Here is a 19,807-nt window from a genome sequence, read left to right as displayed (position 1 = left end):
GAGAGTGGAAGGGTGATATTCGAGCTTGATTGTGCCGGTCGGCCGCTGAATCTGCGCCGTGCGCAGGTGATGGGAATACTCAATGTAACGCCGGACTCATTTTCTGACGGGGGGCATCTCTACCGGGCGTCCCGGCTTTCTATCGAGCAGGCAGTGACCCATGCCGTTGGAATGGTGGCGGATGGCGCAACGATGATCGATGTGGGCGGTGAGTCGACTCGCCCGGGTGCGGCACCCGTCAGTGTGGAGGAGGAGCTGGACCGGGTTATCCCGGTGGTCGAACGACTTGCTCGCGAACTGGACGTGATTATCTCGGTGGATACCAGTGCGCCGGAGGTGATCCGCGAAGCGGCCGCTGCGGGCGCCGGTTTGATCAACGACGTGCGCTCTCTGGGGCGGCCCGGTGCGTTGGAGGCAGCCACGGCGACGGGGTTGCCGGTTTGTCTGATGCACATGCAGGGAAGTCCTGCGACCATGCAGCGAGCCCCTCAGTATGAGGATGTTGTGGCGGAAGTGAAGGATTTCTTCGAGCAGCAGCTGGATCGGTGTGTCGAGGCCGGCATGGCGAAGGATAAGCTGATCCTTGATCCGGGTTTCGGTTTTGGCAAAACGCTCAATCATAATCTGGAGTTGTTGCGCCGTCTGGAAGAGTTTCATGCCTTCGACCTTCCATTGCTGATTGGAACTTCCCGCAAAACCATGATCGGCCAGGCGCTGGGGCGTGATGTGCATGAGCGACTGTGTGGAAGTCTGGCGACTGTCGCGCTGGCAGTGGAGCGCGGTGGTCATATAATCCGGGTTCATGACGTGGCGGCCACGGTCGATGTGGTGCGCATGACTGAAGCGGTACTCTATGGCGAGGAGCAGGCGGGTCGATGACAAGGCGTTATTTCGGGACTGATGGTATTCGGGGGCGGGTCGGCGAGTTTCCCATTACGCCGGACTTTATGATCAAGCTGGGCTGGGCTGCGGGCTGCGTGTTTGCCCGTCGGGGCCAGAGTCGAATCGTTATCGGCAAGGATACCCGGATCTCCGGGTACATGTTTGAGTCGGCGCTGGAAGCGGGCTTGTCCGCCGCCGGTGTCGATGTTCAGCTCACCGGCCCAATGCCGACACCGGGTGTGGCGTATCTGACCCGAACCTTCCGGGCCAGCGCCGGCATTGTGATCAGCGCCTCGCATAATGCGTTTGAAGATAACGGCATCAAGTTCTTCTCGGCCCAGGGGACCAAGCTGCCTGATGAGGTGGAGCGCGCCATCGAAGCGCAGATGGATCTGCAGATGTCGACTGTCAATTCGGCGAGCCTGGGCAAAGTCAGCCGGATTAACGACGCGGCCGGACGGTATATCGAGTTCTGTAAATCCACCGCCGGCGGTCAGCTTAACCTGCGAGGCCTGCGCATACTGATCGATTGTGCCAACGGCGCGACCTACCATGTGTCTCCCAAGGTGTTTTCGGAACTGGGGGCCGATGTGATTGAGGTGGCGTCGCGCCCGAATGGTCTCAATATCAATGAAGGCTGTGGCGCAACGGCACCTGAAGAGCTTGCCCGCCGTGTGGTTGAAGAAAAAGCGGACCTGGGTATCGCACTCGACGGGGATGGCGATCGCCTGATAATGGTGGACCATGCCGGTGATGTGGTCGATGGTGATCAGCTGCTCTACATTATCGCTCGTGCCATGCATGAACAGGACCAGCTCAAAGGCGGCGTTGTCGGTACGCTGATGTCCAATTTTGGCCTGGAACAGGCATTTGCCCGGCTGGGCATTCCCTTTGTGCGTGCGGCCGTGGGTGATCGCTATGTCATGGAACAGCTGGTAAGTCATGACTGGATACTCGGTGGAGAAAGCTCCGGTCATGTGGTGTGCCGCCATTTGACCTCCACCGGTGATGGCACGGTCTCTGCCGTGCAGGTGCTGAAGATTATGGCCGAGACGGGCCGATCTCTGCGCGAGTTGTGCGACGGCATGGAGAAAATGCCGCAATGCATGATTAATGTCAGGCGCGATCGAAACGCCGTCCTCGATGGGAATGCCCGGATTGAAGCGGCAGTGGCCGATGCGGAGGGGGCACTCGCCGGCCGGGGCCGGGTGTTATTGCGCCCCTCCGGGACAGAACCGGTTGTGCGGGTCATGGTTGAGGGCGAAGACGGCGGTCAGGTTGAAACTGTCTGTCGGGATCTTGCTGAGCGTGTCGAAGCTGCATTGGCCGTTGCCTGATGCTTACTGATTGAAAGCGCAGTAAAAAACCGATTAATCACTTGTAACATCCAAGAGGCTCAGTTAATATTTGCGCCTCTTTCGTAAGGGGGTTCCGATGCGCAAGGCGCTGGTTGCCGGTAACTGGAAGATGAACGGGCGGATCGCCAAAAATGACGATCTGGTGAGTTCGGTTCTGTCTGGTCTCGCATCTGGAAATCTGGACAGCTCCGTCGATGTTATGGTTTGTCCGCCAGCTATATATGTCGGTCAGGTCAGGGCTCAGGCGGTAGCAACCCGCTTGATGGTGGGTGCTCAGGATCTTTGCGAATTTGAGGACGGTGCCTATACCGGTGAGGTTTCAGCCGAGATGCTGGTTGATGTCGGTTGTAGCGCGGTCCTGGTCGGGCACTCCGAGCGTCGGACGCTGTTTGGTGATACCGACAAGCGTGTCGCTGCAAAGCTGAGTTCCGCCGTTGCAGCCGGGCTTGCTCCGATCCTGTGCGTCGGCGAGTCGCTTGAACAGCGTGACTCGGGAGATACCCTTGCGGTTGTCGAGCAGCAGTTGCTTAGTGCGCTGAGTGGGTTGTCACCCGAAGTACTGGATCTGCTGGTTGTTGCGTATGAGCCTGTGTGGGCGATTGGCACCGGCAGGACAGCAACACCGGAACAGGCGCAGGACGTTCATGCGCATATTCGCCAGGTGCTGGCAACTATCGACGGACCGTTGGCTGAGAAAGTAAGGCTCCTTTACGGAGGGAGTGTGAAACCGGCTAACGCGCGCGAGTTGTTCGCGCAGAAAGATATTGATGGTGGGCTGATTGGCGGCGCATCATTGAATGCAGACGATTTTCTAGCGATCTGCCGAGCGGCAGTCGCTGGCTGAAACGGTTGAGACGATGGAATCACTGGTTCTTATAGTGCACGTGCTGCTGGCAGCAGCGATTATTGCTCTGGTGCTGTTGCAGCAGGGTAAGGGTGCCGAAGCGGGCGCTTCCTTTGGAGGCGGTGCATCGCAAACTGTTTTCGGCAGTCAGGGTTCTAGCAGTGTGCTCGGTCGCGCGACCGGCGTGCTGGCTTTGGGTCTGTTTATCACCAGCTTCGCGCTGGCGGTATACGCCAAGCAAAAGGCGGTCAACGTTGATGATGCTGGTATTCCGGCTCAGGACGTGATTGAATCTGCCGCCGAACAAAAGCCTGCTCAGCCGGAATTGCCGGGTCTTGAGCAGAGCCAGGCTCCGGCCGGGGATAGCGATATCCCGTCAGCGGGGCAGTAGTAAAGAGTTAGCCCAAGTGGTGGAATTGGTAGACACGCTATCTTGAGGGGGTAGTGTCCTATGGACGTGCCGGTTCGAGTCCGGCCTTGGGCACCAAGTTGTAAACTGGGCAGGTGGTATGTATAATACGTGACCTGTTTCTGATGCGGGGTGGAGCAGTCTGGTAGCTCGTCGGGCTCATAACCCGAAGGTCGTTGGTTCAAATCCAGCCCCCGCTACCACCTAGTTTTTGATTAAGCCCCTTTTCAGGGGCTTTTTCGTAGGTAAATCATAGGCGTTGGTGCCTCGTCAGAAATGGGTCCGTTAGTGACCCATTTTTTGTTTCAGGCACGCACAAGTGGGGTTGTCAGTGTCAGCCAAGCTGAAACTTTTGCAGGAACTGGTCGAGCCGGCCGTTGTTGGTCTGGGCCTGGAGTTATGGGGCGTTGAGTTCCACTCCGCAGGTAATAACAGTCTGTTGAGAATCTATATCGACGGGCCGGAAGGGGTCACCGTGGATGACTGTGCGCGTGTGAGCCATCAAGTCAGCGGTATCCTGGATGTGGAAGACCCGATCAGTGAACACTACACGCTGGAGGTGTCCTCTCCGGGCATGGACCGGCCATTGTATACGCTGGCCCACTTCGAGGCGTTTCGTGGTCACCGGGTACAGATCAAACTGCGCGTCCCTTTCGAGGGGCGTCGCAACTTTAAAGGGCTTCTGAACGGCGTCGAGGGTGAAGAGGTTCTGCTGATAGTCGACGAGGAGGAGTACCTGTTGCCGATCGATTACATCGAGCGGGCTAATGTGGTGCCCCAGGTCTAAACGATTGACCCCCGGGCCAAAATGGTTAAAAGGTTCCGCGCTTTCAGTGGCCGATAATCGGCACTTGAGAGCGGTACGAGGTATAAGGGCGAGGCAGTGGTATGAATAAAGAGATTCTACTGGTTGCAGAAGCCGTTTCGAACGAGAAAGACGTAGCGAAAGGCGTAATTTTCGAAGCGATCGAGGCGGCGCTGGCAACAGCGACCAAAAAGCGTTACGACGAAGAAGCCGACATCCGTGTCGTGATTGATCGTGCCACCGGTGATTATGAAACTTTCCGTCGCTGGCTTGTGGTCAGTAATGAAGAAGTACCGGCGTTGGGCACCGAGTTAACCCTGGAAGAAGCGCTTGAAATCGATTCCAATCTGAAGCCTGGCGACACTTGGGAAGAGAAGGTCGAGTCAGTCAAGTTTGGTCGTATTGCCGCTCAGACCGCAAAACAGGTCATCGTACAGAAAGTGCGTGAGGCAGAACGTGCCAAGGTGGTCGAGCTCTACCGTGACCGTCAGGGCGAGTTGATCGCCGGTACGGTAAAGAAAGTGACGCGAGACAATATTATTGTGGACCTGGGTAATAACGCTGAAGCGTTGCTGCCTCGGGAAAGCCTGATTCCGCGTGAGAGCTTCCGCATGGGTGATCGTGTCCGCGCCGTCTTGCAGGAGGTTCGTGGCGAAGGTCGTGGTCCTCAGCTGATTCTCAGCCGTACATCGCCGGAGATGCTGATCGAGCTGTTCCGTATCGAGGTGCCGGAGATCGCTGAAGAGGTGATCGAGATCCGCGCGGCAGCGCGGGACCCCGGTGCACGTGCCAAGATTGCGGTCAAAACCAACGATGGCCGGATCGATCCGGTGGGTGCCTGCGTCGGTATGCGCGGCTCCCGTGTCCAGGCTGTTTCCAACGAGCTGGGCGGTGAGCGCGTCGATATCGTGCTCTGGGACGATAACCCGGCACAGCTGGTGATCAATGCCATGGCACCGGCGGAAGTGGCTTCCATCGTAATCGATGAAGAAACCCACTCCATGGACGTGGCTGTGGCCGAAGAAGCGCTGGCAATGGCGATTGGTCGTAGTGGCCAGAACGTGCGTCTGGCATCCGAGCTGACCGGCTGGGATCTCAACGTCATGAGCGAAGCCGAAGCGGAAGAAAAACAGCAGTCTGAGATTGGCTCCATTCTCCAGTTGTTCATGGATCATCTGGATGTGGATGAAGATCTGGCTGAAATACTGGTCGACGAAGGTTTTACCTCACTCGAAGAGGTGGCCTACGTGCCGGTTGATGAAATGCTCGAAATCGAAGATTTCGACGAAGATATCGTTGATGCCCTGCGCTCGCGCGCCAAGGATGCGTTGCTTAATCTGGCCATCGCCAGTGAAGAGCAGTTGGGTGATGCAGAGCCTGCGGAGGATCTCCTCGGTATGGACGGCATGGATAAGGCGCTGGCATATCAGTTGGCTGCCAGAGGCATCGTGACGATGGAAGATCTGGCAGAGCAGGGCGTTGAAGACCTGCTGGAGATCGAGGGACTGGATGAGGCCAAAGCGGCAGAGTTGATCATGACCGCGCGGGCTCCCTGGTTCGCAGAGCAACAGTAACCCAACGGAGGAGGAGAGACCATTTATGGCAGAAGTCACCGTTAAGCAGCTTGCCGATGTGGTTGGTGTATCCGTTGAGCGTTTGCTGAAGCAGATGCAGGAAGCGGGCATTGATAACAAAAAAGATGGCTCGATGGTCACCGAAAGTGAACGTCAGGCACTGCTTGCCTATCTGAAACGTAGTCATGGCGAAGATGCCGACGCAGGCGAGCCGAAAAAGATTACGCTCAAGCGCAAAAGCACTTCACAACTGAAGGTTTCCGGCGCATCTGGCAAACGTAAGACCGTTAACATCGAGGTGCGTAAGAAGCGTACCTATGTCAAGCGTGAAGAGCTTGAAGATAAACCGGAAGAGGTTTCCGCAGAGGAACCGGTAGCAGTCGCTCAGGAAAGCGCAGCTCAAGACGTAGCTGCCGAGCCGGCGAAAACCGAAGCGGCACCGGCCGCCCCGGAGAAAGCAAAAGAAGCAGCCGAAGCCGCTCAGGAAGCCGTGCAGCCCGAACAGGCGGCTGCATCGGCAGAAGCCAAGTCGGAGCCGGCACCGAAGGTTGAGCCTGAAGCCAAGGCCGAACCGGCAGCACCGGAGCCTGCGCCTGTGGTTGAGCCACCCGCTCCGCCCAAGCGCGATGACGCGCCCCGTCGTAAAGATAAAGAGCGCGGCAAGGGTAAGAGCTTCGGCAATGACGATAAGCCGCGTCGCGGTAAAGGGCGTTTCGATGACGAACAGCGTTCCCGTCGTGGCAAGGGTGGCAAACGTGGAGGTAAGGGCGGTCGTGCGGCTGCGCCGAACAAGCACGGCTTCGAGAAGCCGACGGCACCGGTTGTTCACGAAGTGAGCATCCCGGAAAGCATCACTGTGGCCGAGCTGGCCAAGAAGATGTCCGTGAAAGCGGCGGAAGTGATCAAGGTGATGTTCAAGATGGGCGCCATGGCGACCATCAACCAGGTGATCGACCAGGATACGGCAACACTGGTTGTCGAAGAGATGGGTCACAAGGCCAAGCCGATGCAGGAGAACGCCATCGAGGATGCGCTGATCGAAAGCATCGAAGCGGTTCAGGGTGATGAAGCACCTCGCGCACCGGTTGTGACCGTTATGGGTCACGTTGACCACGGTAAGACCTCACTGCTTGACCATATTCGTCGCACCCGCGTGGCGGCCGGTGAATCCGGCGGTATTACCCAGCACATCGGTGCTTACCACGTTGAAACCGAAAACGGCATGGTGACTTTCCTGGATACCCCGGGGCACGCGGCCTTTACCGCCATGCGTGCACGTGGTGCCCAGCTTACCGATATCGTTATTCTGGTTGTGGCTGCCGATGACGGCGTAATGCCGCAGACCGAAGAGGCGATCCAGCATGCCAAGGCAGCGGGCGTACCGCTGGTTGTGGCAGTTAACAAGATCGATAAGCCGGAAGCGGACCCCGAGCGTGTTCGTGGCGAGCTGGCTCAGCGTGACGTTATCTCCGAGGATTGGGGTGGCGACGTACAGTTTGCCCACGTTTCCGCCAAGAGCGGTGAAGGCATCGACGATCTGCTGGACAAAGTGCTGCTGCAGGCAGAAGTACTTGAGCTTAAAGCAGTTTCCGAAGCGCCCGGGCAGGGTGTTGTGGTCGAGTCCCGTCTGGATAAAGGGCGCGGTCCGGTTTCTACCGTTCTGGTTCAGAACGGTACCCTGAAGAAAGGCGATATCGTGCTGGCGGGTCTCCACTACGGCCGTGTACGTGCCATGCTGGACGAAGCCGGTCAGCAAACCGACACCGCCGGGCCTTCGATTCCGGTCGAGATTCTCGGCCTGGATGGTACGCCGGACGCGGGTGACGAATTCACCGTGGTTTCTTCCGAGAAGAAGGCCCGTGAAGTGGCGCTCTTCCGTCAGGGCAAGTTCCGCGAAGTGAAGCTGGCTCGTCAGCAGAAAGCGAAGCTGGAGAACCTGTTCGACAATATGCAGGCTGGCGAAGTGAAGTCGCTCAACATCGTCCTCAAGGCCGATGTGCGTGGTTCACTGGAGGCGCTGACTCAGTCGCTGCAGGAACTCTCTACCGACGAGGTCAAAGTTACCATCGTGTCCAGCGGTGTGGGTGGTATCGGTGAGACCGACGCCAACCTGGCACTGGCCTCTTCGGCGATCCTGATCGGCTTTAACGTCCGTGCCGATGCGCAGGCGCGGGCCATCGTCGAGCGTGAAGAGCTGGAGCTGCGTTACTACAGCGTTATCTACGACATCATCGATGATGTGAAACAGGCAATGAGCGGTCTGCTCTCGCCGGAGTATCGCGAAGATATCGTGGGTATCGCCGAAGTGCGTGATGTGTTCCGTTCGCCGAAGCTGGGTGCGATTGCCGGTTGTATGGTTATCGAAGGTACCGTGTATCGCAACAAGCGTATCCGTGTACTGCGCGATAACGTGGTGATCTACGAAGGTGAACTGGAATCCCTGCGTCGCTTCAAGGATGCGGTTCAGGAAGTGCGCCAGGGTATGGAGTGCGGGATCGGCGTCAAGAACTACAATGACGTCAAAGTCGGCGACCAGATCGAGGTTTACGACACCGTCGAAGTACAGCGCACCCTGTAATCACTGATTGAGGTAGAACGAAAGCCACATGGCACGAGAGTTCAAACGAACCGACCGGGTGGCGGACCAGATCCAGCGTGATCTGGCCGTCCTCATCCAGCGCGAGATCAAGGATCCGCGCCTGGGTATGGTTACCATCAGTCACGCCAAGGTCAGTAAGGACCTTGGCTACGCTGATATCTACATTACCGTACTGCCCCTGGGTGACCAGGGGGAGTCGGAAGCAGTCGACGCGTCCCTGAAGGTGCTGGGTAACGCGGCGGGGTTTCTGCGTGCCGAACTGGCGCGAGGGATCAAGCTGCGCGTGATGCCTCAGTTGCGGTTCCACTTCGATGAAAGCATTGAGCGCGGACGCAGGCTTCACAGCCTGATCGAAAGTGCGTACCAGAAGGAGAGCAAGCGCGATCCTGATGCCGACGACGAAGATCCGGAAGGAAAATAAGCATGGCGCGTAAACCAAAAGGACGCCGCATCGACGGCGTTTTTTTGCTTGATAAGCCGCCCGGGCTGTCCTCCAACGGGGCTTTGCAGCGCGTTAAACGGATCTACGGTGCGGCCAAGGCCGGCCATACCGGCGCGCTCGATCCACTGGCAACCGGCATGCTGCCGATCTGCCTGGGTGAGGCAACCAAATTCTCCCAGTATCTGCTCGAATCCGATAAGCGCTATCAGACCACGGCAAAACTGGGTGTGCGTACCGACAGCAGTGATGCAGACGGTGCGGTTATTGAAACCCGGCCGTTACCCCCGGATTTGTCGGTAGAGCGGGTCGAGCAACTGCTGGCCGATCACTTTACCGGTGAAATCGAGCAGGTTCCGTCGATGTATTCGGCGCTGAAGCATAATGGGCAGCCACTGTATAAACTGGCTCGCCAGGGTGTTCAGGTCGAGGTGAAGCCGCGCCGCGTGCGTATCCACGAGATACGCCTGCTGGCACTGCGTGACGATGAGATCGACCTGGAGGTGTATTGCTCCAAAGGCACCTACATCCGCAGCATCGTCGAAGACCTGGGGTTGTTGCTCGACTGCGGTGCTCATGTGTCCGTACTCAGGCGTCTCGAAACCGGCCCCTTCAAGGCGCCGATGATGATGACGCTGGAGCAGTTGCAGGCGGTGGCGGAGCCGGGTGAGGGAGATGATCAGGAGTGCATACATGGGCGTCTGGATCAGTTATTATTGCCCCCCTGGACTGCAATCGCCGAACTGCCGTCACTGGAGTTGAGCGAGGAGCAGGCGCATCGGCTACAGTGTGGCCAGGGTTGCAACCAGCGTTTCGACGCCCCCGAGGGGGAGGTCAGATTATTTGTAGCAGGCACCGAGCGTTTTATCGGTGTCGGCCAGATTTCCGAGGCCGGTGAACTCAAGCCCCGTCGCTTGATGAGTACCGCCCCGGAGTAAAAAACAGTGCCGGTTAACCGGTACTTCGACGCTGTACTGAAAATATGCTCGGTGCAGCGCGACTATCAACCCGCGAGTACTCCAATACTGACGAGCTACCGCGTGCATATTAAACAGGAGCACAATTATGTCTCTGAGCGTTGAACAGAAAGCACAGATCGTTGCAGATTTTGGTCGTGGTGAAGGCGATACCGGTTCCCCGGAAGTGCAGGTTGCACTGCTGACCGCCAACATCACAGGCCTGCAGGATCACTTCAAATCGCACAAGCAGGATCACCACTCACGTCGTGGTCTGATTCGGATGGTTAACCAGCGTCGTAAGCTGCTGGACTACCTGAAGAACAAAGATGCTGACCGCTACCTCGAGTTGATCGGGCGTCTGGGTCTGCGTCGCTAATCGGGTTTTCCCGAGATAGGCCGGGCACTGCCCGGCCTATCGCTTTATCGGATATCCATCACGGATATCTACAACCGCGGTGAAACGGCGGTAGACTCAATCATCAAGCCCGTACTCACTTGTGTACCCCTCAAGGCACTCGCCAGACGGTATCCAACTGAGTACAGGCTTCAAAGATGGCATGGTTGGTCACCTCGGACACCGCATTTAAATCGATGAGGAATCAAAACCGTGCAAGCGATTACAAAAACATTCCAGTACGGCAACCACACTGTAACCCTCGAAACCGGCAAGGTCGCGCGTCAGGCCACCGGTGCGGTCATGGTGACCATGGGCGGTGTGCAGGTACTGTGTACCGTTGTCGGTGCCAAAGAGATGAAAGAGGGGCAGGATTTCTTCCCTCTGTCCGTGCACTACCAGGAAAAATACTACGCGGTCGGCCGTATCCCCGGTGGCTTCTTCAAGCGTGAAGCGCGTCCCACCGAGAAGGAAACGCTGACCTCGCGCCTGATCGACCGTCCGATCCGTCCGCTGTTCCCGAAAGGCTTTATGAATGAAGTTCAGGTCGTTTGTACCGTTATGTCTGCGGACAAGGTCAACGATCCGGATATCGCGGCCATGATCGGTACCTCTGCGGCGCTGGCCATCTCAGGTCTGCCGTTCCTGGGCCCGATCGGCGGTGCCCGCGTCGGTTTCACCGAAGCACAGGGTTACATCCTCAACCCGACCTTTGAAGAGCTGGCTGCGTCCGAGCTCGACATGGTTGTCGCCGGTACCTCCGACGCGGTGCTGATGGTTGAATCGGAAGCGCAGGAGCTGACCGAAGATGAGATGCTGGGCGCGGTTCTGTTTGCGCACCAGGAGATGCAGGTTGTCGTTTCCGCGATTAATGAGCTGGTGGCTGAAGCCGGCAAGGCGAAGTGGGAATGGGCCCCGGCCGAGAAGAACGAAGCGCTGATCGCCCAGGTTCGCGAGAAGGCGGGTGCGGGTATCGAAGCGGCTTATCAGGTGGCGGACAAAATGCAGCGTCAGAACGCCCTGAGCGAACTGCGCAGCCAGGTGGTCGAAGCCCTCGCGGCAGAAGAAGGCCCGAGCAGCAAAGAAGTGGCCGGCATCTTCAGCTCCCTGGAAAAAGAGATCGTCCGTAACCGCATCATCGACGGTCAGCCGCGTATCGACGGCCGTGACACCAAGACCGTACGTCCGATCAGCGTCGAGATCGACCTGCTCCAGGGCGTTCACGGTTCCGCCCTGTTCACCCGTGGCGAAACTCAGGCGATTGCGACCTGTACGCTGGGTACCAGCCGCGACCAGCAGATCATCGATGCCCTGGAAGGCGAGCGTAAAGATCCGTTCATGCTGCACTACAACTTCCCTCCCTATTCAGTCGGTGAAGCCGGTCGTATGGGTGGTGCAGGCCGTCGTGAAATCGGTCACGGTCGTCTGGCGCGTCGTGGTGTTGCCGCCGTTCTGCCGACCCAGGAAGAGTTCCCGTACACCATCCGTATCGTGTCCGAGATCACTGAATCCAACGGTTCCAGCTCCATGGCTTCTGTCTGCGGTGCGTCCCTGTCCATGATGGATGCAGGTGTGCCGCTGAAGGCGCCGGTTGCCGGCATCGCCATGGGTCTGGTGAAAGAGAACGATCGCTTTGCCGTTCTCACCGACATCCTCGGTGACGAAGATCACCTCGGCGACATGGACTTCAAGGTAGCCGGTACCGAAGCGGGCGTGACCGCCCTGCAGATGGATATCAAGATCACCGGTATCACCGAAGAGATCATGGAGATCGCCCTGGAGCAGGCGCACGAAGCCCGTAAGCACATCCTCAAAGAGATGGCACAGGTTATCGGTTACGCCCGTCCGGAACTGCCGGATAACGCACCGGCCATGCAGCTGCTGAAGATCAACCCGGAGAAGATCCGTGATCTGATCGGTAAAGGCGGCGCGACTATCCGCTCTCTGACCGAAGAGACCGGCGCCATGATCGATATCGAAGATGACGGCACCGTCCGCATCTACGCTGACGACAAGGCCAAGGGTAAAGCCGCGCTGGATCGCGTTATGGCGATCACCGCTGAAGCGGAAGTGGGCAAGATCTACGAAGGCAAGGTTGTGCGTATCGAAGACTTCGGTGCATTCGTTAACATCCTGCCGGGTAAAGATGGCCTGGTTCACATCTCCCAGATCGCCAAAGAGCGCGTCAACAAAGTGACCGATTACGTGAACATGGATGACATGGTCAAGGTTAAGGTACTGGATGTGGACGTGCGCGGTCGTATCAAACTCTCCATGAAAGATATGGAAGAGGATGAGTCCGTGGGTGGCTGATTAGCATTTATAGGTAGCCGGGCTACAGATAAAAACCTCCTGAGCGAAAGCGACGGAGGTTTTTTGTTATAGGCAAATAAGAACATTGATGTGGGGCTGTGCTGTAAGTTTTGCGCGTAGTGCTGGTAGAATAATGGCCGTATGTCAAGTTGGATTAGAGCCTTGATTAAGGATGTGCGACAGTGATCTCACTGATAAAAGTTCTCTGGCTATATAGAGGTTTTGTTTTAGGAAGCATTAAAAGGGAGTTTCAGACTAAATATCTGAACTCTTTGCTTGGTGTTTCTTGGGTTTTTATACAGCCTTTAAGTATGATTCTTGTCTATACGTTGGTTTTTTCTCAGGTGATGAAAACAAGGCTTCCAGAGGTGGATAATACCTTTGGTTACAGTATTTACCTGTGTGCAGGTCTGTTGACCTGGGGATTCTTCGTCGAGGTTGTATCCCGTTTTCAAAACGTATTTATAGATAACTCGAATCTTCTAAAAAAAGTGAGTTTTCCGCGGCTTTGTTTGCCTGTTGTGTTAGTGGGTTCGGCCGGACTTAATTTTTGTATCATTTTCTCTCTTTTTCTTGTCTTTCTCGTCTTATCTTCGAGTTTTCCCGGTTTGGTTTTTATTCAAATTATTCCAGTGCTAATCGTCCAGCTCGTATTTTCTGTTGGCTTGGGTATGGTTATCGGAGTGCTTAATGTTTTCTTTCGTGATGTGGGTCAGATGACAAATGTGGTCCTGCAGTTTTGGTTCTGGTTGACTCCCATCGTATATCCGGTATCTATTCTTCCCGAATATGTCAGGTACTTGATGAACTTTAATCCGCTATACCAGTTGGTTGGAAGTTACCAACGTGTGTTAGTGCAAGGGTTGTCACCGAATTGGGACGGGGTTGGCGCTGTCTTCGTCGTAGGGCTTACTTTATGTGCACTGGGTTTGAGGCTTTTTAAGCGAAACTCCGGCGATATCGTGGATGAGTTGTAATGGGGAAAATACAAGTAAGCGGTCTGGGTAAGGCTTATAAAAGTTATCCCAACCGTTGGGCGCGGTTGAAAGAGTGGGTGCTTCCGTCCGTCCGTCCACAGCATAAGTTGCATTGGGTTTTAAAAGATATCCAGTTTACCGTGTTTCCCGGCGAAGCTGTTGGAATTATTGGTATTAATGGAGCGGGTAAAAGTACGCTGCTAAAGCTGATTACAGGAACGACCCAGCCGACTGCCGGATGTGTGAACGTGGAAGGGAAGGTGGCTGCTTTGCTCGAGTTGGGTATGGGGTTCCATCCTGACTTTACGGGTCGGCAGAATGCAATTATGTCTGCTCAGCTATTAGGTTATCGTCTTGAGGAGATAACGGCTTTGATGCCGGAGGTAGAGGCTTTTGCTGAGATTGGTAGCTATATAGATCAGCCTGTACGCACCTACTCGAGTGGTATGCAGATGAGATTGGCTTTCAGCGTGGCGACAGCGACGCGTCCCGATGTTCTGATTGTGGACGAAGCCTTATCTGTGGGTGATGCATATTTCCAACATAAAAGTTTCGATAGGATACGTCGCTTTAGAGAGGAGGGTACGACTCTGTTACTTGTCTCGCATGATAAACAAGCAATTCAGAGTATTTGTGATCGAGCCATCCTGTTAAATAAGGGGACTCTCGAAATGGAGGCAGGCCCAGAGGAGGTGATGGATTACTACAACGCGCTCTTGGCAGAGAGAGCAAATTATAAGATTGAGCAGACGAAGAGCGAATCGGGGCAAACGAAAACGGTTTCAGGTACCGGAGAAGCCACTGTTGTCGATATATTCCTGTCAAATGAAGCGGGGGAGCGTATCGAGGTTGTAAACGTGGGAGAAAGAGTCACCCTGCACGTTGACGTTCAAGTGAACAAGAATATACCAAGGTTGGTTTTAGGATACGGTATAAAGGACAGGCTAGGCCAGGTGATTTATGGCACTAATACTTTTTTAAAGGATCAGGTTCTAACAGATTTAACGCAAGGAGAATGCGTTTGCTTTGAATGTGTTTTCGATGCGAATCTAGGGTTTGGTAACTACTCCGTACAGACGGCCCTCGTGAGCACAGATAGCCATTTGGTCGACAATTATGAATGGCGTGACCTCGCGCTTGTTTTTAATGTGGTGAATATTAATAAAACACATTTTGCCGGTTGTAACTGGATGGATCCCAAGATAGAGATTACACGTCGATGACAATTACCTCCTATGCACAAAACTTTGAAGATGTGATTTTATGGCGCACGTTGGGCGAATTCGGGCCCGGGTGTTACATCGATATCGGCGCACAGGATCCTTTAATAGATTCTGTGAGTCAGTTGTTCTACGAGAAAGGTTGGCGTGGTATTCATATCGAAGCCTCACCTCAATACGCCGAGAAGCTCAGGCTTGCCCGTCCTGATGAGCAAGTGATCGAGGCGGCTGTCGATTCGGAGCCAGGCGAACTGCTGTTTTACCGGTTCGATGAAACCGGACTATCCACCGGTAACCCTGAAGTGGCGGCTTTACATCGTAAGGCCGGGTATACCTGTAGTGAAATTCGCGTCCCTCGTATATCACTGGATGAAGTTTTTTTGTCCATGGCGGATGGAAGCGAGCCGCTATGGCTCAAAATCGATGTAGAAGGGATGGAAAAGTCGGTATTGGCAAGCTGGCGAGAATCCAGCATCCGCCCTTGGGTTGTGGTTGTGGAAAGCACATTGCCAGGCAGCAAGACGGAAGCTTTTCAGGGGTGGGAGTCGCTGATCATCAAAAAGGGATATCAGTTCGTCTACTTCGATGGTGTGAACAGATTCTACCTTCATCAGTCGCGTCTTGAACTCAGTACTTTACTATCAACCCCGCCCAATGTGTTTGATCATTTTTCACTGAGCGGTACGGCTTCCAACTCTTTCTCCGATCACTGGAAAGCGCAGCTTCACGAAGAAACTGTTCAGCGCCATGATACGCTCGCGCGATTGAACCATGCCAATCAAGAAATCGCACGTCTACGTGAAGAGCAGGCGCGTTACCAGGAGGAGAGCGCTGATCTGGAGAAACAGCTCTTGGTGCTTGAGCAGAAATATGAAGAGGTGCACCGCCATAGGCAAGAAGCGATGGCGGCTTTAGATCGCGTACTATCCAGTACCGCCTGGAAGCTCACCTATCCATTTCGTTTCTCATTGGACCTGGGCAAGCGAGCTTTTGGTCAAGTGCATGGACTCAACAGAGCAGAGATTCTCCGTCGCACTCGCCGTTTAATAAGTCGCGTTATTTTCCGGCTTGCTAACCAGGTTGCATCCAGCCCCGTGTTAAAGGGCCTTGCGATAAAGTTATTGAGGCGATTCCCTTCGCTTCATGAGTGGATTATTTATCAGGTTAAATCAAGACCAGCGTCAGCCCCCCGCGCCGGATTAGACCCGTCGGCTCAAACCATGACCGCGCGTTCCAGGCGTTTTGCTCAGCTATTGGAGATAGAGAACAGGGAGGAGGCGTGATGAGAATCGTCATCGATATGCAAGGGGCTCAGGGGCAGAATCGGGCACGTGGCATAGGAAGGTATACCTGTTCCCTGGTGGAGGCGATGGTCCGTGCCGTAAAGGGTCATGACATCGTGCTTGCCCTTAACGGTGCTAGCGGTGAGTCGGTGGATGAGCTGAGGCACCGGTTTGAACCGTTATTGGGGCGAGCGAAAATCCACTGCTGGTACTCGGTCCAGCCTACAGCTTCCGTCGATCCAGGTAACGAATCAAGAAACGCCTGTGCAGAAGAACTATATGAGGGTTTTATCCACAGCTTGGCGCCGGACTTTCTCTTGATAACCAGTCTTTTTGAAGGCTTTGCTGATGAAGGTGTAACGGGTGTAAAAAGGTTGGTACACAGAATCCCGGTGGGCGTTATCCTGTATGACTTAATACCGTTTATCCACCGCTCGCCCTACCTGGATAACCCCGCGATGGCGCGATGGTATGACGAAAAAATAGCGCAGTTAAAACATGCGGATCTCCTTCTGGCCATATCGGAATCATCCCGCGGGGAGGCCCTTAAATACCTCGGCAGTAATTCTGAATCAGTGTTCAATATATCGTCGGCGGTTGGGAGTGATTTTAATCCACAGGTTATTGACCCCAATGTAGAGCAAGATATTCGCGCTAAGTTTGGGCTGGCTGATCGGTTTGTAATGTATACCGGCGGTATCGATCACCGGAAAAATATTGAGACCTTGATCACTGCTTATGCACAGGTTATCAAAACGGTTGAATCGCCCCCTCCGTTAGTCGTTGTGTGCCATCTTGGAGAGTCAGACCGCAGCAGATTGGAAACGCAGGGACGCAAACAGGGACTTGGCGAGCGAGAGCTGGTACTGACCGGCTTTGTAAGTGATGACGAGTTATTGGCACTCTACAAGTTGGCCACGCTCTTCGTCTTTCCGTCTTGGCATGAAGGTTTTGGGTTACCCGTGTTAGAGGCGATGAGTTGTGGTTGCCCGGTGCTGGTGTCAGACAGGTCCAGCCTGCCCGAAGTGGTCGGGCGTGAAGACCTTCTCTTTGATCCTTTCAGCCCGGAGTCTATCGCGGAGAAAATTACCGAGCTTCTTGCTAATGAATCCAAGCGACGGGAATTGGCTCAATACAGCCTGAAAAGGGCGGCCTGTTTTTCATGGTCGGCCAGTGCGGAAAAAGCGTTGGCGGCAATAGAAAATTGTGTTGAGTCATCTCCCGCTCCGGTTTTATTCGCCCCCTCGACTAAACGGCCTAAGCTGGCGTTTGTTTCTCCATTGCCACCGGAGCGAAGTGGTATTAGCCACTACAGCGCCGAGTTGCTTCCTGAACTTACAGCGTATTTCGACATCGATGTTGTGGTGGACCAGGCCGGGGTTTCCGACCCCTGGATATGCGCAAACTGCCGGGTGGTTGATCCTCAGTGGTTACGGGATCATGCGTCTGATTATCAGGCCGTACTCTATCACTTTGGTAACTCCGTGTTTCACCAGCATATGTTTGAGCTGCTGGAGGAGGTGCCCGGCGTTGTCGTATTGCACGACTTTTACCTGTCCGGCGTCTTAGCCCATAGAGAGTGGTTGTTGTCAGATGACCGGCCTTGGTCAAACGCATTGCTGGCCAGTCACGGTTATCCCGCGCTCGCCGAGCGTTACAGCGCTGAAGATCCGGCGCAAACGATATGGGACTACCCCGCCAATCTGCCGGTTTTGCAGAATGCGCTCGGTGTGGTTGTGCACTCCGAAGAGAGCCTGCGACTGGCGCAACGTTGGTATGGCCCTGAGGCGGCGAGCGACTGGGACCTGATTCCACTGCTCAGAACTCCGGCAGCCGCCGGCCGGGAGGATCGCGCGCGCGCTAGAGCTCAGCTTGGTCTTTCTCCCGGCGATTTTGTGGTGTGTAGTTTTGGTTTTCTGGGCATGACCAAGCTCAACCATGAACTGGTTAAAGCCTGGAGCTGCTCGGAGCTCTCCAAGGATCCGGGGGCACGGTTGATATTCGTCGGCGATAACGACAAGGGAGCATACGGGCGCGAGCTTGAAAAACTGATTGATCAGGCACCCATCGCAGCGAATATTCTCATTACCGGATGGGCGGATGAGCATCAGTACAACAATTACCTGCAGGCAGCCGATGTGGGGGTGCAGCTTCGAAGTCTGTCCCGGGGAGAAACCTCAGCGTCCGTGCTTGACTGCATGAATCATGGCCTGGCAACGCTGGTTAATGCTAATGGCAGTATGGCTGATCTGCCGGCTAACGCCGTCTATCGCCTGCCGGATCGGTTTACCGTGGAGCAGTTGGCATCCAAGTTGGATGAGATATACCTCGCTCAGCAGCAGCGTGTTGAAACGGGCGAACGGAGTGCGCAACATATTCGGCACCATCATAATCCCAAGCGTTGCGCGTCTCTTTATGCGGCTGCCATAGAGCGCGCCTCCCGCAAGCGCTGTGGCGATCCGGTACAGGTTATCCGGCAACTCAGGCAATCATCACACCTTTCTACCCTGTCAAAAGCTGGGCGTTTGCACCTGGCCGAGTGTATTGATCAGACGTTTCCCGTGCGTTTCGATCTAAAGCAGTTGCTGGTGGATGTATCAGAGCTGATCAAGCATGACGCAGGCACAGGCATTCAGCGCGTTGTTCGAAACATATTGCGGGAGTGGCTGAACACGCCTCCTGAAGGGTATCGAATCGAACCGGTATACGCGACTGAATCCGGCGATGGCTACCGGTATGCAGCGCGTTTCTCGCTGGAGTTTCTGGGTGCGCCTTCATCCAGCGTAACCGATGACCCAGTTAATGTACGTCCCGGTGATCACTTCGTAGGATTGGATTTGGCACCAAAGGTGGTGGTTGCCAACGACGACTATTATAGGGAGATGCGTCGTCGAGGCGCTTTCGTCACATTTATTGTCTACGATCTGCTGTGCATTACCCACAGTGATTGCTTTTTGCCCGGTGCAGAGGCTGCATTTTCGCGGTGGTTGAGGGTTGTACAGGAAGCTGATCAAGCGATCACCATATCCCGGGCCGTGAAGGAAAGCCTTTTTGCTTGGCTGGAACAGCAGGCTGATAGGGGCCCGAGCCTCGACTGGTTTCATCTTGGGGTGGATGAGCAAGGGGAGTTTCTGCCATTAAAAGACAGGGATGAGTCGGTTGTGAATGCACTGCCGGAGGGCGAGGCGTCGTTTTTGATGGTGGGCACCATCGAGCCCAGGAAAGGTCATGAAGAAGTGCTTGATGCATTTGAGCAGCTTTGGAAGCAGAACCGTAACATATCGCTTGTTATTGTCGGCAAGCAGGGTTGGATGGTTGAACAGCTGGCCCGGCGCTTGCGCAATCATTCTGAAAGAGGGGTTCGGCTTTTCTGGTTGGAAGGTACTACCGACACTGAGCTCGAAGAACTCTATTCAACCTGTGATTGTTTAATCGCAAACTCCCGTGATGAAGGCTTCGGTTTGCCTATAATCGAAGCAGCTCGGCACGGGTTGCCGATTATGGCGCGGGACATAGCGGTATTTAGGGAGGTGGCTGGCGACGGCGCATTCTATTTTCATACAACGGCTGGGAGCCCTTTGCAGGACTCGATAATTCTGTGGCTGGAAGCCTACAAAGATGGCACATATCCCAAGCCGGGTTCTATTCGATGGAACTCATGGAAGGAAAGCGCTGATCAACTTTTAACCAAAATTATGTGCTGATTGTAACTTTTCTGCCTACATTGTGATTCATACTGCGAATTTAGACG

General features: G+C 55.0%; 15 protein-coding genes and 2 tRNA genes. All 17 read left to right on the top strand.

The window, feature by feature from the left end:
* Positions 1 to 15: 15 nt before the first annotated feature.
* The 17 genes from folP to G403_RS0104600 all read left to right on the top strand — a co-directional run bounded on the left by folP (position 16) and on the right by G403_RS0104600 (position 19,760).
* Positions 16 to 879 carry a dihydropteroate synthase gene (folP, locus tag G403_RS0104680; protein ID WP_036232662.1) on the top strand — a complete coding sequence of 288 codons (864 nt, stop codon included), beginning with the start codon at positions 16 to 18 and terminating at the stop codon, positions 877 to 879.
* On the top strand, positions 876 to 2,219 hold the full coding sequence (gene glmM, locus G403_RS0104675) for a phosphoglucosamine mutase (protein WP_027852965.1): 1,344 nt from the start codon (positions 876 to 878) through the stop codon (positions 2,217 to 2,219). Before folP ends, glmM begins: the two co-directional genes overlap by 4 nt.
* 97 nt (positions 2,220 to 2,316) lie before the next feature.
* The gene (gene tpiA / locus G403_RS0104670) at positions 2,317 to 3,084 is read left to right on the top strand and encodes a triose-phosphate isomerase (RefSeq protein ID WP_027852964.1); all 768 of its coding nucleotides are present in this window, start codon (positions 2,317 to 2,319) and stop codon (positions 3,082 to 3,084) included.
* A 13-nt stretch (positions 3,085 to 3,097) separates the two neighbouring features.
* The gene (gene secG / locus G403_RS0104665; protein ID WP_027852963.1) at positions 3,098 to 3,475 is read left to right on the top strand and encodes a preprotein translocase subunit SecG; all 378 of its coding nucleotides are present in this window, start codon (positions 3,098 to 3,100) and stop codon (positions 3,473 to 3,475) included.
* 10 nt (positions 3,476 to 3,485) lie between these two features.
* Positions 3,486 to 3,571 (top strand) — tRNA-Leu (locus G403_RS0104660).
* Between the two features lie 48 nt (positions 3,572 to 3,619).
* Positions 3,620 to 3,696: transfer RNA gene (locus tag G403_RS0104655), tRNA-Met, on the top strand.
* 128 nt (positions 3,697 to 3,824) lie between these two features.
* Complete coding sequence (gene rimP, locus G403_RS0104650) at positions 3,825 to 4,280, top strand: ribosome maturation factor RimP (RefSeq protein WP_027852962.1); 456 nt, start codon at positions 3,825 to 3,827, stop codon at positions 4,278 to 4,280.
* Between the two features lie 101 nt (positions 4,281 to 4,381).
* Positions 4,382 to 5,872 (top strand): transcription termination factor NusA, encoded by a 1,491-nt coding sequence (nusA, locus tag G403_RS0104645; protein ID WP_027852961.1) that lies wholly within the window; start codon positions 4,382 to 4,384, stop codon positions 5,870 to 5,872.
* Positions 5,873 to 5,897: 25 nt separating this feature from the next.
* Positions 5,898 to 8,450 carry a translation initiation factor IF-2 gene (infB, locus tag G403_RS0104640; protein WP_027852960.1) on the top strand — a complete coding sequence of 851 codons (2,553 nt, stop codon included), beginning with the start codon at positions 5,898 to 5,900 and terminating at the stop codon, positions 8,448 to 8,450.
* A gap of 28 nt (positions 8,451 to 8,478) precedes the next feature.
* On the top strand, positions 8,479 to 8,892 hold the full coding sequence (gene rbfA, locus G403_RS0104635; protein ID WP_027852959.1) for a 30S ribosome-binding factor RbfA: 414 nt from the start codon (positions 8,479 to 8,481) through the stop codon (positions 8,890 to 8,892).
* A 2-nt stretch (positions 8,893 to 8,894) separates the two neighbouring features.
* The gene (gene truB, locus G403_RS0104630) at positions 8,895 to 9,848 is read left to right on the top strand and encodes a tRNA pseudouridine(55) synthase TruB (protein ID WP_027852958.1); all 954 of its coding nucleotides are present in this window, start codon (positions 8,895 to 8,897) and stop codon (positions 9,846 to 9,848) included.
* Positions 9,849 to 9,975: 127 nt separating this feature from the next.
* Positions 9,976 to 10,245: a 30S ribosomal protein S15 gene (rpsO, locus tag G403_RS0104625; RefSeq protein ID WP_027852957.1), complete on the top strand. Its 270-nt coding sequence runs from the start codon at positions 9,976 to 9,978 to the stop codon at positions 10,243 to 10,245.
* Positions 10,246 to 10,476: 231 nt separating this feature from the next.
* A complete protein-coding gene (gene pnp, locus G403_RS0104620; protein WP_027852956.1) occupies positions 10,477 to 12,576 on the top strand; it encodes a polyribonucleotide nucleotidyltransferase in 2,100 nt (699 codons plus the stop codon).
* Positions 12,577 to 12,758: 182 nt separating this feature from the next.
* Entirely contained in the window at positions 12,759 to 13,553 is a 795-nt protein-coding gene (locus G403_RS0104615; RefSeq protein ID WP_027852955.1) for an ABC transporter permease, read from the top strand.
* Complete coding sequence (locus tag G403_RS0104610) at positions 13,553 to 14,776, top strand: ABC transporter ATP-binding protein (protein ID WP_027852954.1); 1,224 nt, start codon at positions 13,553 to 13,555, stop codon at positions 14,774 to 14,776. Before G403_RS0104615 ends, G403_RS0104610 begins: the two co-directional genes overlap by 1 nt.
* On the top strand, positions 14,773 to 16,056 hold the full coding sequence (locus G403_RS24355; protein ID WP_051298547.1) for an FkbM family methyltransferase: 1,284 nt from the start codon (positions 14,773 to 14,775) through the stop codon (positions 16,054 to 16,056). Before G403_RS0104610 ends, G403_RS24355 begins: the two co-directional genes overlap by 4 nt.
* Positions 16,056 to 19,760 carry a glycosyltransferase gene (locus G403_RS0104600; protein WP_027852953.1) on the top strand — a complete coding sequence of 1,235 codons (3,705 nt, stop codon included), beginning with the start codon at positions 16,056 to 16,058 and terminating at the stop codon, positions 19,758 to 19,760. The genes G403_RS24355 and G403_RS0104600 overlap by 1 nt, the downstream gene beginning before the upstream one ends.
* The last annotated feature ends 47 nt before the right edge of the window (positions 19,761 to 19,807 follow it).

The sequence above is a fragment of the Marinobacterium litorale DSM 23545 genome, from assembly GCF_000428985.1.
In the GTDB taxonomy this organism is placed as follows: Bacteria; Pseudomonadota; Gammaproteobacteria; order Pseudomonadales; family Balneatricaceae; genus Marinobacterium_D; species Marinobacterium_D litorale.
Note: the sequence above shows the minus strand (reverse complement) of the source record. Positions and strands in the feature narration are given on the sequence as shown.

Coding starts and splice junctions, on each gene's coding strand:
- infB (WP_027852960.1), top strand. CDS start 5,898: ATGGCAGAAGTCACCGTTAAGCAGCTTGCCGATGTGGTTGGTGTATCC.
- secG (WP_027852963.1), top strand. CDS start 3,098: ATGGAATCACTGGTTCTTATAGTGCACGTGCTGCTGGCAGCAGCGATT.
- tpiA (WP_027852964.1), top strand. CDS start 2,317: ATGCGCAAGGCGCTGGTTGCCGGTAACTGGAAGATGAACGGGCGGATC.
- glmM (WP_027852965.1), top strand. CDS start 876: ATGACAAGGCGTTATTTCGGGACTGATGGTATTCGGGGGCGGGTCGGC.
- rbfA (WP_027852959.1), top strand. CDS start 8,479: ATGGCACGAGAGTTCAAACGAACCGACCGGGTGGCGGACCAGATCCAG.
- G403_RS24355 (WP_051298547.1), top strand. CDS start 14,773: ATGACAATTACCTCCTATGCACAAAACTTTGAAGATGTGATTTTATGG.
- G403_RS0104610 (WP_027852954.1), top strand. CDS start 13,553: ATGGGGAAAATACAAGTAAGCGGTCTGGGTAAGGCTTATAAAAGTTAT.
- nusA (WP_027852961.1), top strand. CDS start 4,382: ATGAATAAAGAGATTCTACTGGTTGCAGAAGCCGTTTCGAACGAGAAA.
- G403_RS0104600 (WP_027852953.1), top strand. CDS start 16,056: ATGAGAATCGTCATCGATATGCAAGGGGCTCAGGGGCAGAATCGGGCA.
- rpsO (WP_027852957.1), top strand. CDS start 9,976: ATGTCTCTGAGCGTTGAACAGAAAGCACAGATCGTTGCAGATTTTGGT.
- truB (WP_027852958.1), top strand. CDS start 8,895: ATGGCGCGTAAACCAAAAGGACGCCGCATCGACGGCGTTTTTTTGCTT.